This window comes from Achromobacter sp. 77 (genome assembly GCF_020541125.1).
Classification (GTDB): Bacteria; Pseudomonadota; Gammaproteobacteria; order Burkholderiales; family Burkholderiaceae_B; genus Achromobacter; species Achromobacter mucicolens.
Genome location: NZ_CP059848.1, coordinates 2,695,409 through 2,710,087, shown reverse-complemented (window position 1 = coordinate 2,710,087; position 14,679 = coordinate 2,695,409). Strand labels below are relative to the sequence as shown.

Genomic DNA, 14,679 nt, shown 5'->3' with positions numbered 1-14,679 from the left:
GATGGGACGTGTCGCACTGCCGTCATGAAGCGGCGCTTTTGCGATCAGGAACCCTGTATTAATGATTTGTGAATTGGCACATGCGCGGCCTTGCGGCACATTCGATCCTGTCCCGAACCATTCCTTCAATCAGAAAAGCCAGTCACATGCCCCAAGCCTCCCACGCCTACCAGGACATCCGCGAAGCCGTCCGCGACCTCTGCGCGCAGTTTCCCTCCGAGTATTTCCGCAAGGTCGACGAAGAACGCGGCTACCCCGAGGACTTCGTGCGCGCCCTCACCGAAGCCGGCTGGCTGGCCGCCCTGATCCCCCAGGAATACGGCGGCTCGGGCCTGGGCCTGACCGAAGCCTCGGTCATCATGGAAGAGATCAACCGAAGCGGCGGCAACTCCGGCGCGTGCCACGGCCAGATGTACAACATGGGCACGCTTCTGCGCCACGGATCCGAGGCCCAGAAGCGCGAATACCTGCCCCGCATCGCCGCCGGAGAACTGCGGCTGCAGTCGATGGGAGTCACCGAGCCCACCACCGGCACCGACACCACCAAGATCAAGACCACCGCCGTCAAGCGCGGCGACCGCTATGTCATCAATGGCCAAAAGGTCTGGATTTCGCGCGTGCAGCACTCGGACCTGATGATCCTCCTGGCGCGCACCACGCCGCTCGATCAGGTCACGCGCAAGTCCGAAGGCATGTCGATCTTCCTGGTCGACCTGCACCATGCGGTCAAGCACGGCATGTCGATCCGCCCGATCCCCAACATGGTCAACCACGAGACCAACGAGCTCTTCTTCGACAACCTGGAAATCCCGGAAGAAAACCTGATCGGCGAAGAAGGCAAGGGCTTCAAGTACATCCTCGACGGCCTGAACGCCGAACGCACCCTGATCGCCGCCGAATGCATCGGCGACGGCTACTGGTTCGTCGACAAGGTCACCGCGTACGCCAAGGAACGCATGGTCTTCGGCCGCCCGATCGGCCAGAACCAGGGCGTGCAGTTCCCCATCGCGCGCGCGCACATCAACGTCGAGGCAGCCAGCCTGATGCGCTATGAAGCCTGCCGGCTGTTCGACGCCCACGAACCCTGCGGCGCCCAGGCCAACATGGCCAAGCTGCTGGCCGCCGACGCGTCCTGGGAAGCGGCCAACGCCTGCCTGCAGTTCCACGGCGGCTTCGGCTTTGCCACCGAATACGACGTCGAGCGCAAGTTCCGCGAGACGCGCCTCTATCAGGTGGCCCCCATTTCGACCAACCTGATCCTGTCGTACGTCGCCGAACACATCCTGGGCCTGCCCCGCTCCTTCTGACATGCCAACTTCCGACATGACCGCAGACAAAGACACCCCGCACCTGAGCGCCGAACTTGCCGCCTTTGCCGCCAACCTGCGCTACGAAGACATCCCTGCCCCGGTCCTGCGCCGCGCCGAAGACCTGCTCCTCGATTGCCTGGCGTCCATCCTTGCCGGCGCGTCGGCCCGCGCGGTCCAGGCGATCGACCGCTATGCCGCCGCAATGGGTCCGGCCGATGGCCCCAGCGAAGTCCTGATCACCCGCCGCCACACCACGCCGCTTTTTGCCGCCATGGTCAACGCGGCGGCCGCGCATGTGGTCGAACAGGACGACGTGCACAACGGCTCGGTCTTTCACCCAGCCGCCGTGGTGTTCCCTCCCGCCCTGGCCGTTGCGCAGGCGCTGGGGTCGTCGGGGCGCGATCTGCTTACCGCCGCCGTCGCCGGCTATGAGGTCGGCATTCGCGTGGGCGAGTTCCTCGGGCGCTCGCACTACAAGATCTTCCACACCACGGGCACGGCGGGCACCCTGGCTGCCGCCGTCACCACGGGGCGGCTGCTGGGCCTGTCCCCCGAACAGATGCTGCACGCGCTGGGCTCGGCGGGCACGCAAGCCGCAGGCTTGTGGGAATTCCTGCGCGACGCCGCCGACTCCAAGCAGTTGCATACCGCCAAGGCCGCCGCCGACGGCATCACCGCGGCCTACCTGGCGCGCGAAGGCTTCACGGGCGCCCGCCACATCCTGGAAGGCCCGCAAGGCATGGCGGCCGGCATGTCCACGGACGCCGATCCCAGCCGCCTGTGCGACCGTCTGGGACAGCGCTGGGCGCTCGCCGAAACCTCATTCAAGTTCCATGCCTCGTGCCGGCACACGCATCCGGCGGCGGACGCGCTGCAACAGGCGCTACGCGACAACGACCTCACCGAGCCCGACGTCGAGCGCGTCGTGGCGCATGTCCACCAGGGCGCCATCGACGTCCTTGGCCCCGTCGTCAATCCCCAAACGGTGCACCAATCCAAGTTCTCGATGGGCACGGTGCTGGCGCTGATCGCGCGCCAGGGCCGCGCGGGTCTCGCGGAGTTCGACGCAGGCCTCGACGACCCCGGCGTGGCCGCCTTCCGCGGCAAAGTCGAAATGGCCCTCGACCCGGAAGTCGACGGCGCCTATCCGCAACGTTGGATCGGCAAGGTCACGGTCTACACCCGCGACGGCCGCGTGCTGCATGGCCGCGTGGACGAACCGAAAGGCGATCCCGGCAACACGCTCAGCCGCCCCGAAATCGAGGACAAGACGCTCAGCCTGGGCCGCTACGCCGACGCGGCGACAGAGCAGGAACTGCGCGGCCTGATCGCGACAATCTGGGGACTGGAGAAGCTGGGCAAGGTTGAGACGCTGCTGCCGCGCTAATTCGGGCGTCTCTGCAAGGTGTCTGACACCCTGCGGGCACAACCGTCAATTGCCGACTGTCTCACAAGGGTGTCAGACACCGTGTTCGCACGAAACACCGTGTTCGCACGGCGCCCAATTCGCGTGTCTTACGCCAGCGCGGCGCGTTGCGCCTTCACCAGATTGGCGATGCCGTTTTCCGCCAGCACCAGCATCGTGTCCAGCTCCCCGCGGGTGAACGTGGCGCCTTCGCCGGTGCCCTGCACTTCCACGAAGGCTCCGCTGCCCGTCATGATGACATTCACATCAGCGTCGCACGCCGAGTCTTCCAGGTAGTCCAGGTCCAGCACCACCTGCCCGCGCACCAGGCCCACGGATACCGCGGCCACCGCGTCGCGGATCGGGCTGGCGGCGAGGTCGCCGCGCTTCATCAGCAGCGCCACCGCGTCGGCGGCCGCCACCCAGGCCCCGGTGATGCTGGCGCAGCGCGTGCCGCCGTCGGCCTGCAGCACATCGCAGTCCAGGTGCAGGGTGCGTTCGCCCAGCGCCTTCATGTCGAACACGGCGCGCAGGCTGCGTCCGATCAGGCGCTGGATTTCCTGCGTGCGGCCGCTTTGCTTGCCGCGCGCGGCCTCGCGGTCGCCGCGCGTGTGCGTGGCCCGCGGCAACATGCCGTATTCAGCCGTTACCCAGCCTTCGCCCTTGCCCTTCAGAAAAGGCGGTACCTTGTCCAGGACGCTTGCCGTACACAGCACGTGGGTGTCGCCCGCCTTCACCAGCACGGAGCCTTCGGCGTAACGCGTGAACCCGCGCTCCAGGCTGAACGGACGCAGTTGGTCGGCGGCGCGGCCCGACGGCCGGGCGATGGTGGGGATGGTGGTCACAACGGGCTCCAGACTTGGCTTCGATTCGCGGCATTGTACGGGCAGGCGCGCCGGGACAATCGCGCTTGGAGTATCCTGCCGCGATGTATCCGGTTGAAAACACAGACCCGCAGCTCAGACCCTGGGCGCCGCGGGCCCCGGCGCAACCGGCTCCCATCTCAGGAATTACCAGGACTCGCACACCATGATCCGCAGCATGACCGCCTTCGGCAACGCCCGAGCAGACTTAGAACAAGGCACTCTCGCCATAGAACTGCGCAGCGTCAACAGCCGTTTTCTCGACCTGTATTTCCGCCTGCCCGACGAGCTGCGCCACGTGGAAACGCCGCTGCGCGAACTGCTGACGGCAAACCTGGCGCGCGGCAAGGTCGAAATCCGCGTGTCCTTTACCCGTGCGGCCAATACCGATCTGTCCAAGCTGGATCCCGCCTGGCTCGACAGCCTGGCCGAACAGCTGCAGGCCGCGCGCCGCATCATCCCGGACATCGCCTCCCCGCGCCTCGCCGAACTCTTCAACTGGCCCGGCCAGCGCGGCAACGATGCGCTGGATCCGCAGATCTGGGGCGCCGCCTGCCTGCAGGCCGCCCAGCAAGCGCTGACCCAGCTCCAGGAAGGCCGCGAGCGCGAAGGGGAGCGCCTGGCCGGCATGATGCGCGAATGCGCCGACGGCGTCGCGCGCGTGGTGGACATCGTGCAGGCGCATCTGCCGCAACTGCTGGCCGACCACCGCGACCGGCAGGCCGCCAAGCTGCGTGAAAGCGTGGAATCCGCGTTCCCCGGCGGATTCACGCATATTTCCGGCGCCGAACTGTCCGAGCGCCTGTCCCAGGAGGCCAACCTCTTTGCCCTGCGCATCGACGTAGCCGAGGAACTGTCACGCCTGCGTTCTCACCTGGAAGAACTGCGTCATCTGCTCTCGGACGGCGGCGGCAAGGCGGCGGCCGGCAAGAAGAGCGCCGGCAGCGCGGGTAAGCGGCTGGACTTCCTGTTCCAGGAAATGAACCGCGAAGCCAACACGCTGGGCTCCAAGGCAGGCAGCATGGAAGTCACCCGCGCCGCCATGGACCTGAAGCTGCTGATCGAGCAGATGCGCGAGCAGGCGCAGAATATCGAGTAAGGGGCGCCACGCCCCCCGCTTTACCGGCTCTCGCCGATCGCCGGTTCGCCCCGCAGCGCCGAATCCAGGTATTGGCTGCGGGCGCGAGCGTCCGGAAAGCGCATGTCGCGGTAGCTGACGAACCGCGAACCGCGCGTCAGCCGGTAGCCCGCCCAGATCAGCAGGAAGAGCGGAATGCCGATGTAGGTGGCGACCACGCCGCCCCAATCGATCTTGTCCTGCAGGAATGCCTGGTAGTTCTGGCCCAGCGTGATGATCAGGCACAGCACGAACGCGAAAATCGGTCCGAAGGGAAAGAACGGGGACACATAAGGCAGATCCGCGAGGCTGTTGCCCTGCTTCACGTAGCCGCGGCGGAAACGGTAGTGGCTGATGGCGATGCCCAGCCACGCGATGAATCCCGTCATCCCCGAGGTATTGAGCAGCCAGATATAGACGGCGTTGGGGCTGAAGATGAACGTGAAAAAGCACAGCGCCGCCACGACGGTGGTGGCCAGCAGCGCCCACAGCGGCACGCCGCCGCGCGAGATGCGGCCAAAGATGCGCGGCGCCTTGCCTTCCCGGGCCAGGCTGTAGAGCATGCGCGTGGCCGCGTACATGCCGGAATTGCCCGCGGACAGCACCGACGTCAGCACCACGGCGTTCATGACGGACGCGGCGCCCAACAGGCCGGCGCGCTCGAAAATCAGCGCGAACGGGCTGACGCTGATGTCCTCGACGTCGTTGCGCAGCAGGTGCGGATCGGTATAGGGAATCAAGAGGCCGATGACCAGGATGGCCGCCACGTAGAACAGCAAAATGCGCCAGAACACCTGACGCACCGCGCGCGGCAGATTGCGCGCCGGATCCTTCGATTCGCCCGCGGCGATGCCGATCAGTTCGGTGCCCTGGAAGGAAAATCCCACCACCATGGCCACGCCGATCAGCGCGGCGAAGCCGCCGGCGAACGGCGCGTCGCCCACCGTCCAATTGGCCAAGCCGCCCGTCTCGCCGCCACGGATGATGCCCAGCAGCATCATCACGCCCATCGTGACAAAGGCCAGCACGGCAATCACCTTGATGAGCGCGAACCAGAATTCCGCTTCGCCAAAGCCGCGGGCGGACATGGCGTTCAGACCGAATGTGATCGCCAGGAACAACGCGCTCCAGTAAAAACCGGGCACGTCGGGAAACCAGTACGCCATGACGAGCTGCGCCGCCACCAGGTCGACCGCGACGGTCACCGCCCAGTTGTACCAATAGTTCCACCCCAGCGCGAAGCCGAAACCATCCTCGACATAGCGCGCGCCGTAGGTTGAAAACGAGCCCGACACGGGCATGGCGGCCGCCAGTTCGCCCAGGCTGGTCATCAGGAAATACACCATGATGCCGATCAGCACGTAGCCCAGCAGCGCGCCGCCCGGGCCGGCCTTGGCGATGGTCGCGCCGGATGCCACGAACAGGCCGGTGCCGATCGACCCGCCCACCGCGATCATGGTCAGGTGGCGCGCGGACAGCGTGCGCCGCAATTCGGACGGCCTGCCCGCGTGCGCTTTGCGCGTGCCGCCGGAGCGGCGGTCATCGTGTTCCGATGGAGCCAAAATGCGTTCCTTCACGTCTGGATGACGCTCGCGCAACGCCGCGCGAACGCCCTGGGATTACCGAGCAACGCGCGAGAATAGCGCAATCGGCCCCGACATGAAAAATCGCAGGCTGCGGGGGACGGATCAGCCGTTCAGCCTTCCGGCAGCGGCCCCTTTATTGAAACGCTGTTTCCATGAACGTGCGCAGCTTGCGCGAATGCAGCCGCTCGGGCGGCATGTCGCGCAGGCGCTCCAGCGCCCGGATGCCAATCTCCAGATGCTGGTTGACCTGACGCCGGTAGAAAGCGCTGGCCATGCCCGGCAATTTCAGTTCGCCGTGCAGCGGCTTGTCGGACACGCACAGCAAGGTGCCGTAAGGCACCCGAAAACGAAAGCCGTTGGCCGCGATGGTGGCCGATTCCATGTCCAGCGCAATCGCGCGCGACTGCGCAAAGCGTTCCACGAGATCGACGTGGTCGCGCAACTCCCAGTTGCGGTTGTCGATTGTGGCGACGGTGCCCGTGCGCATGATGCGCTTCAAGTCCCACCCGGACAGCCCGGCCACTTCTTCGACCGCCTGCTCCAGCGCCACCTGCACCTCCGCCAGCGCCGGGACCGGCACCCAGGTGGGCAGATCGTCGTCCAGGACATGGTCTTCCCGGACGTAGCCGTGCGCCAGGACATAGTCGCCCAGCCGCTGGGAATCCCGCAGGCCCGCGCAATGGCCCAGCATCAGCCAGGCGTGCGGGCGCAGCACGGCGATGTGGTCGGTGATTGTCTTGGCGTTGGACGGCCCCACGCCGATATTGACGAGCGTGATGCCGGAATGATCGCCGCGCACCAGGTGATAGGCGGGCATCTGCGGCAGGCGCACCGGCTGGACTTCATCGCCAGGACCGCTTTCGCCGCGCCGCGTGATGCGGTTGCCGGGCTCGACCAGCATTTCATAGTCTTCGTTGCCGCTGGCCATCAGGGCGCGGGCCCGGGCGCAGAACTCATCCACGTAGAACTGGTAATTGGTGAACAGCACGAAATTCTGGAAATGCGTCGGCGCGGTCGAGGTGTAGTGCTGCAGCCGGTGCAGCGAATAGTCCACGCGCTGCGCCGTGAAAGGCGCGAGCGGCTTGGGCTCGCCGTCCTTGCCGCGCCACGAGCCATTGACGATGGCATCATCCGTGACCGCCAGGTCCGGCACGTCGAACAGGTCGCGCAGCGGACGCTTGAGCGCCTCGAGGTGCTCGCCCTCCACGTAGGCGCCCTCGGGAAAGGCGAAATGCAGCGGAATCGGCGAATCGGACTCGCCCACTTCGACCGCGACCCGATGATTCTGCAGCAACTGGCCAACCTGCTCGATCAGGTAGTCGCGGAACAGCGCCGGCTGGGTGACAGTGGTTTGGTAGTAGCCCGGTTCGGCCACGTGGCCATACGAAAGCCGGGTGTCGATGGGGTCGTAGGTTTCCACCACGATGCGGATGGCCGGATAGTAGGCGCGGAATCGCGCGCTGCCGTTGCCAGTGCCTTTCAGGACCTCGCGGAACGCGGTACGCAGGAACGCGGTGTTGCGCGCATAGATTTCAACCAGCCGGTCGACGGCGGACACGGCGTCCTGGAAGGGTTCGAAGGGCAAGGCCTCGGGCCGGTTCATGGAGGACAAAGGGTGCACTGCGTTCATCATTGAGCTTTACTCCGCCTTCTTTTTTGTCTTGCCTGCAACCTCGGCCGCGCGCGGCAGCAACGCCGCCGGGCCGATGCGGTCGATTATGCCCGAGGCGATGGACATTGAAATGTCATGCGGCGTTATTGGCGGCCGTATGGTTGCCGCCCAGCCGCGCACGCGCCAGAACTGCCAATGCTGTTACGTCGCGCGGTGGGCGTGCGGTAACAGCGGGCGGTGGATTATGCTGCATTGCACTACAAATGTAATGAAACATTATTACACTATAATCATGAGGCGTTTCTTGCGTTCCGCCTGTAAACCGCTCCCCTTTCCGCCGGCTTGCCTATCAAGGCAAAGCCATGCCGCCCACTCCGATTTTTTGAAGTGACGTAATGACGCCGCCCACGCGAAAGTTTCGCTTTACCCAATTCCGCACGCCCGCATTTCTGTCAGCGCCCCTGTTGGCCCTGACGCTGTCCTGGATTCCCGGCGCCGCCCACGCCTCGCTGGCCGCCGAACAAGCCCGCCCCACCCTCAGCGGCCTGCGCCTGGCGCAAGAGCCCACGGTCCTGACGCTTCGCGAACGCGTTGTGCAGGCCGGCCTGGAGGCGATCGGCACGCCCTACAGCTGGGGCGGCGACGACGCCGACGGCTTCGATTGCAGCGGCCTCGTCCTGTATGTCTTCCGTGAAATCGCCGGCCTGGAACTGCCCCGCACCGCGCGCGCCCAGCGCAGCGAAGGCAAGACCGTCTCGGCCAAGAAGGAATTGCGCCCCGGCGACCTGGTGTTCTTTGCCACCCGCGGACGCGGCGTGACGTCCCACGTCGGCATCTATATTGGGCAGAACAAGTTCGTCCACGCGCCGCGCCGCGGCACGAAAGTCCGGGTGGACGACATGAAGACCGCCTACTGGTCCAAGCGCTACCTGGGCGCCCGCGCCTACCTGGATACCCCGCCCAAGCAATTGCTGGCCCAAGCGTCGCGCTAAGCGCGGGGCCGTTGGACGGCGTCTGACCGGCGCCGGGGGAGATCAAAAAAAACGCCGGCATGCGCATGCCGGCGTTCTCGTGGCTGGCCTTCCTGGCCAGGCGTGCCACCCAGCCGGTTCAGCCCCGGCCCACGAAGGGCATGTTGGTGGCCATGAGCGTCATGAACTGCACGTTGGCATCCAGCGGCAGACGGGCCATCGCGGCGACCGCCTGCGCCACGTGAGCGACGTCCATGCGCGGCTCCACCTTGGTGCTGCCGTCCGCCTGCAGGATGCCCGCGGCCATGCGCTCGGTCATTTCAGTGGCGGCGTTGCCGATGTCGATCTGGCCGCACGCGATGTTGTACGGGCGGCAATCCAGGGAAATCGACTTGGTCAGCCCCGTCACCGCATGCTTGGTGGCGGTATAGGCGATGGAGAACGGCCGGGGCGCATGCGAGGAAATCGAGCCGTTATTGATGATGCGGCCGCCGCGCGGATGCTGCGCCTTCATGATGCGGATGGCCGCCTGCGCGCACAGGAACATGCCGGTCAGGTTGGTGTCCACGACCTCGCGCCACACGGCAACCGGCAATTCCTCGATCGGCACGGCCGGAGCGCCCCGCCCCGCGTTATTGAACAGCACATCCAGACGGCCGTATTCGCGCTGGGCGGTGTCGAAGAGATCGCGGACCGCCTGCTCGTCGGACACGTCCGTGGGCACGACCAGCGCCCGCAACCCGTCCTCGCCCGCCGCCGTTCGGGTGGCTTCCAGCGGCTCGCGCCGGCGGCCAGCCAGCACGACCCGGTAACCCTGCGCCAGGAATTCCAGCGCGACTGCGCGGCCTATGCCGGTACCGGCGCCCGTGACCAGGGCGACGCGGGGCGGATCGATCTCGTTCGTGTTCATCGGATTCTCCGTCTTATGAATGCGCGAAATCCTACCCGAATCGCTTTACGGATGCTGCAAGCGAAGGTTCCAAGCGCAACACACTTTCAACATTCCGGCGCGCGCGGCCACCCGCGCGATTTGCTATTCTTCGAGTCTCAGCATCACACGCCGGTCACATTCATTCATGCACGCCACTCCCGGAAACGTCTTCATGGTCGTCGCGCCCAGCGGCGCCGGCAAGTCCAGCCTCGTGAAGGCCCTGCTTGCCCAAGACCCCTCCATCCTGCTTTCCATCTCCTGCACCACGCGCGCTCCCCGCCCCGGCGAGGAAGACGGCCGCGAATACCGGTTTGTGTCGCTGGACGATTTCAAGCGCATGCGTGAAGGCCAGAACCTGCTGGAATGGGCCGAGGTCCACGGCAATTTCTACGGCACCCCGCGCGACCGCATCGACGAGGCCACCGCCCAGGGACGCGACGTGCTCCTGGAAATCGACTGGCAAGGCGCGCGCCAGGTAAAGCAGCGTTTTCCCCGCGCGATCGGCATTTTCGTGCTGCCGCCGTCCATCGACGAGCTCGAAAGCCGCCTGAAGGCGCGCGGCCAGGATGAGCCGCACGTGATCGCCCGCCGGCTCATGGCGGCAGGCGGCGAAATCGCCCACGCGCCTGAATGCGAATATGTTATTATTAATCAAGAATTTAGCGTAGCCCTGTCGGAGCTGATCCAAATCGTCAGCGCCGCTCGGCTGCGCTTTTCGTCTCAGGCCGCCCGCCACGCCGAGTTGTTTGCGCAACTTGGCATCCCGGCCGAACACTGAGCCGAACGCATTCTCTCCATCATCCATCAGCACCAGGTGTCCTAATGGCTCGCATCACTGTCGAAGACTGTCTGAATCAAATCCCCAATCGTTTCAAGCTCACGCTGGCCGCGACGTACCGCGCCCGTGAATTGGCGCAAGGCCACGCCCCGCGCCTGGACAGCAAAGACAAGCCCACGGTCACTGCCTTGCGCGAAATCGCTGGCGGCCTCACCGGCGTTGAAATGCTGCGTAAAGTTCCCACCTGATACGCGCCGGGGGGCTGCAAGCATGGCTTTTCCCGGGCTGAAGTACGCTTCATCTGGTCTGCTTGCCGCACTGCGTGCCGGCTCCCGTCTCGGGCGCCGCACGGGCAAGAAAGACAAGAATTCCCCCACGCCACCGTCCGTCGCCGCGCAAGAAGCGGCGGACGCGACCGGATCTCCGGTCGCCTCGCTGGCGCCGCTGACCGAAATCATCGGCAGCTATCTCGACAAGAACGATGTTGAGCGCGTGCGCGAAGCCTATCGCTTCGCGGACCAGGCGCATCTTGGGCAATTCCGCGCCAGCGGTTCGCCCTACATCTCTCATCCCATCGCCGTCACCGAAATCTGCGCAGGCTGGAAGCTAGACGTCAACGCGCTGTCTGCCGCCCTGCTGCACGACGTGATGGAAGACCAGGGCATCGCCAAGCACGAGCTGGCCGAGAAATTCGGGCCGGAAGTCGCCGAGCTGGTCGATGGCCTGTCCAAGCTTGATCGCCTGGATTTCGCCACCAAGGCCGAGCAACAGGCCGAGAGCTTCCGGAAAATGCTGTTGGCGATGGCGCGCGACGTGCGCGTCATCCTCATCAAGCTGGCCGACCGCCTGCACAACATGCGCACGCTGGACGCGGTCAATCCCGAAAAGCGCCGCCGCATCGCGCGCGAAACGCTGGACATCTATGCGCCCATCGCGCATCGGCTTGGCCTGAATCTGCTGTTCCGCGAGCTGCAGGACCTGTGCTTTGCCGCGATGTACCCGAATCGCTACCAAGTCTTGTACAAGGCGGTCCTGGCGGCGCGCGGCAACCGCCGCGAGGTCATCACCAAGATCGCCGATTCCGTGCGCGCCGCCCTGCCGGCCGCCGGGATCGAAGCCGAGGTCAGCGGCCGCGAAAAAACCCTGTTCGGCATCTACCGCAAGATGGTCGACCAGAAGAAGTCTTTCTCGGACGTGCTGGACATCTACGGGTTCCGCATCGTGGTCCATACGCTGCCCGAGTGCTATCTGGCGCTGGGCACGCTGCATCAGCTGTTCCGGCCGGTGCCCGGCAAGTTCAAGGACTACATCGCCATCCCCAAGGTGAACGGCTACCAGTCCCTGCACACGACGCTGGTCGGCCCGTACGGCACCCCGGTGGAATTCCAGTTCCGCACGCGCGACATGCACCATGTCGCCGAGGAAGGCGTGGCGTCGCACTGGCTGTACAAGGGCGCGGACCTGACGCTCAATGACCTGCAAAAGCGCACGCACCAGTGGCTGCAGTCGCTGCTGGACATCCAGAGCCAGACCGGCGATTCCGGCGAATTCCTCGAGCACGTCAAGGTCGACCTGTTCCCTGACGCCGTGTACGTGTTCACGCCCCGCGGCAAGATCATTTCCCTGCCCCGCGGCGCCACGCCCGTCGACTTTGCCTACGCCATCCACACCGACATCGGCAACCAGGCGGTCGCGGCCAAGGTCAACGGCGAATTCGTGCCGCTGCGCACCGAACTGAGCAGCGGCGACACCGTCGAGATCGTCACGTCGCCAGCCTCGCGTCCCAATGCGCAATGGCTGAACTATGTGCGCACGGGCCGCGCGCGCTCGGAAATCCGCCACTACCTGCGCACGGTCAAGTACGAAGAGTCCGTGGCCTTCGGCGAACGGTTGCTGGCCCAGGCCATGCAGGAACTGCACATGCCGCTGCCCGCCACCGACGACCCCGGCTGGCAAAAGCTGGCGCGCAGCACCGGCGCCAGCTCGCGCGAGGAAATCCTGGCCGACATCGGCCTGGGCAAGCGGCTGGCCGCGGTGGTTGCCCGCCGCTTCGCGCCGGAACACCAGCTTGTCGCCACCACGGCGGCCGCGGTGGACGAACTGACCTCGGCACGCAGCGCTCCCATCCTGATCCAGGGCAACGAAGGCCAGGCGGTGCAACTTGCGCCTTGCTGCGGCCCGCTGCCGGGCGACCCGATCGTGGCCGGCATGCGCATGGGTCATGGGCTGGTGGTGCACACGGCCGATTGCCCCGTCGCGTTGCGCCAGCGCCTGCGCGAACCCGAGCGCTGGATCAACGTGGGTTGGGATGCGCAAACGGCCAAGCATCTGGCCACGCGCCTGGACATCGTCACCCGCAACGAACGCGGCGTGCTGGGCCGGCTGGCGGCGGAAGTCACCGCGGCCGATGCCAACATCGTGCATGTCACGATGCACGACGATGCCGTCGCCACCGTGTCGCTGCACCTGACCATCCAGGTCGACAGCCGCAAGCACCTGGCGCAAGTCATCCGAGCCATCCGGCACGTGCCGCAAGTGCAGAAGATCGTCCGCGTGAAGGGTTGAGGCGCGGCCCCAAGAAAAAAGGCGTCCGGCTACAAACCGGACGCCTTTTTCTTTTCAGGTCACGTGCTGCAGGAAGTCCTTCAGACGCTGGCTGGGCGGATTGCTCAGCAATTCTTCCGGCGGTCCGTCGTGCGCGATCTTGCCGCCATCGATGAAGATCAGCCGGCTGCCGACCTTGCGCGCGAATTCCATCTCGTGCGTGACGACCACCATCGTCATGCCCTCCTCGGCCAGATCGCGCATGACCTTGAGCACCTCATGGCGCAGCTCGGGGTCCAGCGCGGACGTGGGCTCATCGAACAGCATCAGCTTGGGCATGATGGCCAGCGCGCGGGCGATGGCCACGCGCTGCTGCTGCCCGCCGGAGAGTTCGGCCGGATAGTGCTTCATGCGTTCGGCCAGGCCCACCTTGGCCAACAGGCTCTCGGCCAGCTCGCGCGCCTCGGCGCGGCTCTGGCCGCGGGTATGGATGGGTCCGAACATGACGTTTTCCAGCGCCGTCATCTGCGGGAACAGATTGAACTGCTGGAACACCATGCCGGCTTCGCGCCGGATCTCGCGCACCGTCGCCGCATCGCCCTTGACGCTCAGACCGTCCACCAGCAGATCGCCGTCGTTGATCGTCTCCAGCACGTTGATGCAGCGCAGGAAGGTCGACTTGCCCGACCCGGACGGCCCGACCACCACCACGACCTCCCCGGCATCGATGTTGAGCGAGATGCCGTTCAGCACCGTCGATTCGCCAAAGCGCTTGGTGACGTTATGAAATTCAACCATGCTCATATGATGCGCATCCTCTTTTCGACCAGATGCAGGGTCAACGCCATCAGGCCCGTGAGGATCAGGTAGATGATCGCCACCGCGGACCAGATCTCGACCGCCCGGAAATTGCTGGCCATGATTTCCTGTCCTTGCCGGGTCAGCTCCGCCACGCCGATCACGATGAACAGCGAAGAATCCTTCAGGCTGATGATGCACTGGTTGCCCAGCGGCGGAATCATGCGCCGGAAGGCGACCGGCCCGATGATGTGCAGCAGGATCTTGTAAAAGGGCAGGCCCATTGCCTGCCCTGCTTCCTTCAGCCCCTTGTGGACCGACAGCAGCGATCCGCGCACGATTTCCGAGATGTACGCCCCGGAGTTGATGATGAGGGTGGCGATCGCCGCGAATTCGGCGTCCACCCGGATGTCCGCCAACAGCGGCAGCGCAAAGTAGATGAACATGACCTGCACCACGATCGGCGTGCCGCGGATGACCGCGACATACACCTGCGTGATGCCCGAGAGCACCGCGTTTCCGTAGGCCCGCGTCACGCCCGAAAGCGCGCCGAGCAGGAAACCGCCCGCCAGGCCCCAGAAGGTGATCTTGATGGTCATGAGCGTACCCGTCAGCAGATTGGGTAACGCGTCCTCGATGACAGCCCAGTCAAACTCCACGATCTTCCCCCAATGGCGCGCGCGGGCGCGCCCACATCATGGCGGACGCGCCCGCGGCAAGGGTGGCGGCTGTCGCCGCGCCCTTGACCGCGGTTCAGGCGGCGC

The 14,679-nt window shown here is 65.5% G+C and carries 13 protein-coding genes; 7 read left to right on the top strand and 6 right to left on the bottom strand.

What is annotated here, in order from left to right; all coding sequences use genetic code 11:
* Positions 1-146 precede the first annotated feature (146 nt).
* Together H4P35_RS12545 and H4P35_RS12540 are read left to right on the top strand one after the other, a co-directional pair.
* Complete coding sequence (locus tag H4P35_RS12545; protein WP_062841150.1) at positions 147-1,307, top strand: acyl-CoA dehydrogenase family protein; 1,161 nt, start codon at positions 147-149, stop codon at positions 1,305-1,307.
* A 16-nt stretch (positions 1,308-1,323) separates the two neighbouring features.
* Positions 1,324-2,697: an MmgE/PrpD family protein gene (locus H4P35_RS12540; protein ID WP_226849255.1), complete on the top strand. Its 1,374-nt coding sequence runs from the start codon at positions 1,324-1,326 to the stop codon at positions 2,695-2,697.
* A 128-nt stretch (positions 2,698-2,825) separates the two neighbouring features.
* Here H4P35_RS12540 and rph read toward each other — a convergent pair whose 3' ends face one another.
* Entirely contained in the window at positions 2,826-3,560 is a 735-nt protein-coding gene (rph, locus tag H4P35_RS12535; RefSeq protein ID WP_056317474.1) for a ribonuclease PH, read from the bottom strand.
* Between the two features lie 184 nt (positions 3,561-3,744).
* On the opposite strand from rph, the gene H4P35_RS12530 reads away from it, so the two are divergent.
* Positions 3,745-4,677, top strand: a complete 933-nt coding sequence (locus tag H4P35_RS12530; RefSeq protein WP_056317471.1) for a YicC/YloC family endoribonuclease — start codon at positions 3,745-3,747, stop codon at positions 4,675-4,677.
* Positions 4,678-4,697: 20 nt separating this feature from the next.
* Here H4P35_RS12530 and H4P35_RS12525 read toward each other — a convergent pair whose 3' ends face one another.
* Together H4P35_RS12525 and H4P35_RS12520 are read right to left on the bottom strand one after the other, a co-directional pair.
* Positions 4,698-6,185, bottom strand: coding sequence for an amino acid permease (locus tag H4P35_RS12525; protein ID WP_226849462.1), 1,488 nt, complete (start codon positions 6,183-6,185; stop codon positions 4,698-4,700).
* Positions 6,186-6,414: 229 nt separating this feature from the next.
* Positions 6,415-7,914 carry an AMP nucleosidase gene (locus tag H4P35_RS12520; RefSeq protein WP_369818494.1) on the bottom strand — a complete coding sequence of 500 codons (1,500 nt, stop codon included), beginning with the start codon at positions 7,912-7,914 and terminating at the stop codon, positions 6,415-6,417.
* Between the two features lie 374 nt (positions 7,915-8,288).
* On the opposite strand from H4P35_RS12520, the gene H4P35_RS12515 reads away from it, so the two are divergent.
* The gene (locus H4P35_RS12515; protein WP_056317465.1) at positions 8,289-8,885 is read left to right on the top strand and encodes a C40 family peptidase; all 597 of its coding nucleotides are present in this window, start codon (positions 8,289-8,291) and stop codon (positions 8,883-8,885) included.
* A 118-nt stretch (positions 8,886-9,003) separates the two neighbouring features.
* On the opposite strand, the gene H4P35_RS12510 is transcribed toward H4P35_RS12515, so the two are convergent.
* Positions 9,004-9,774: an SDR family oxidoreductase gene (locus tag H4P35_RS12510; RefSeq protein ID WP_056317463.1), complete on the bottom strand. Its 771-nt coding sequence runs from the start codon at positions 9,772-9,774 to the stop codon at positions 9,004-9,006.
* Positions 9,775-9,940: 166 nt separating this feature from the next.
* Between H4P35_RS12510 and gmk the strand changes: the two genes are divergently transcribed.
* From gmk to H4P35_RS12495, 3 genes are read left to right on the top strand one after another with little or no spacing between them, the layout of a single operon-like run.
* The gene (gmk, locus tag H4P35_RS12505; protein ID WP_226849253.1) at positions 9,941-10,573 is read left to right on the top strand and encodes a guanylate kinase; all 633 of its coding nucleotides are present in this window, start codon (positions 9,941-9,943) and stop codon (positions 10,571-10,573) included.
* 44 nt (positions 10,574-10,617) lie between these two features.
* Entirely contained in the window at positions 10,618-10,821 is a 204-nt protein-coding gene (gene rpoZ / locus H4P35_RS12500; protein ID WP_006219679.1) for a DNA-directed RNA polymerase subunit omega, read from the top strand.
* A gap of 22 nt (positions 10,822-10,843) precedes the next feature.
* The gene (locus H4P35_RS12495; RefSeq protein WP_056317456.1) at positions 10,844-13,138 is read left to right on the top strand and encodes a bifunctional (p)ppGpp synthetase/guanosine-3',5'-bis(diphosphate) 3'-pyrophosphohydrolase; all 2,295 of its coding nucleotides are present in this window, start codon (positions 10,844-10,846) and stop codon (positions 13,136-13,138) included.
* A gap of 54 nt (positions 13,139-13,192) precedes the next feature.
* On the opposite strand, the gene glnQ is transcribed toward H4P35_RS12495, so the two are convergent.
* Together glnQ and glnP are read right to left on the bottom strand one after the other, a co-directional pair.
* Positions 13,193-13,921 (bottom strand): glutamine ABC transporter ATP-binding protein GlnQ, encoded by a 729-nt coding sequence (gene glnQ / locus H4P35_RS12490; RefSeq protein WP_226849251.1) that lies wholly within the window; start codon positions 13,919-13,921, stop codon positions 13,193-13,195.
* Positions 13,918-14,574, bottom strand: coding sequence for a glutamine ABC transporter permease GlnP (gene glnP, locus H4P35_RS12485; protein ID WP_056317451.1), 657 nt, complete (start codon positions 14,572-14,574; stop codon positions 13,918-13,920). Before glnP ends, glnQ begins: the two co-directional genes overlap by 4 nt.
* Positions 14,575-14,679 lie beyond the last annotated feature (105 nt).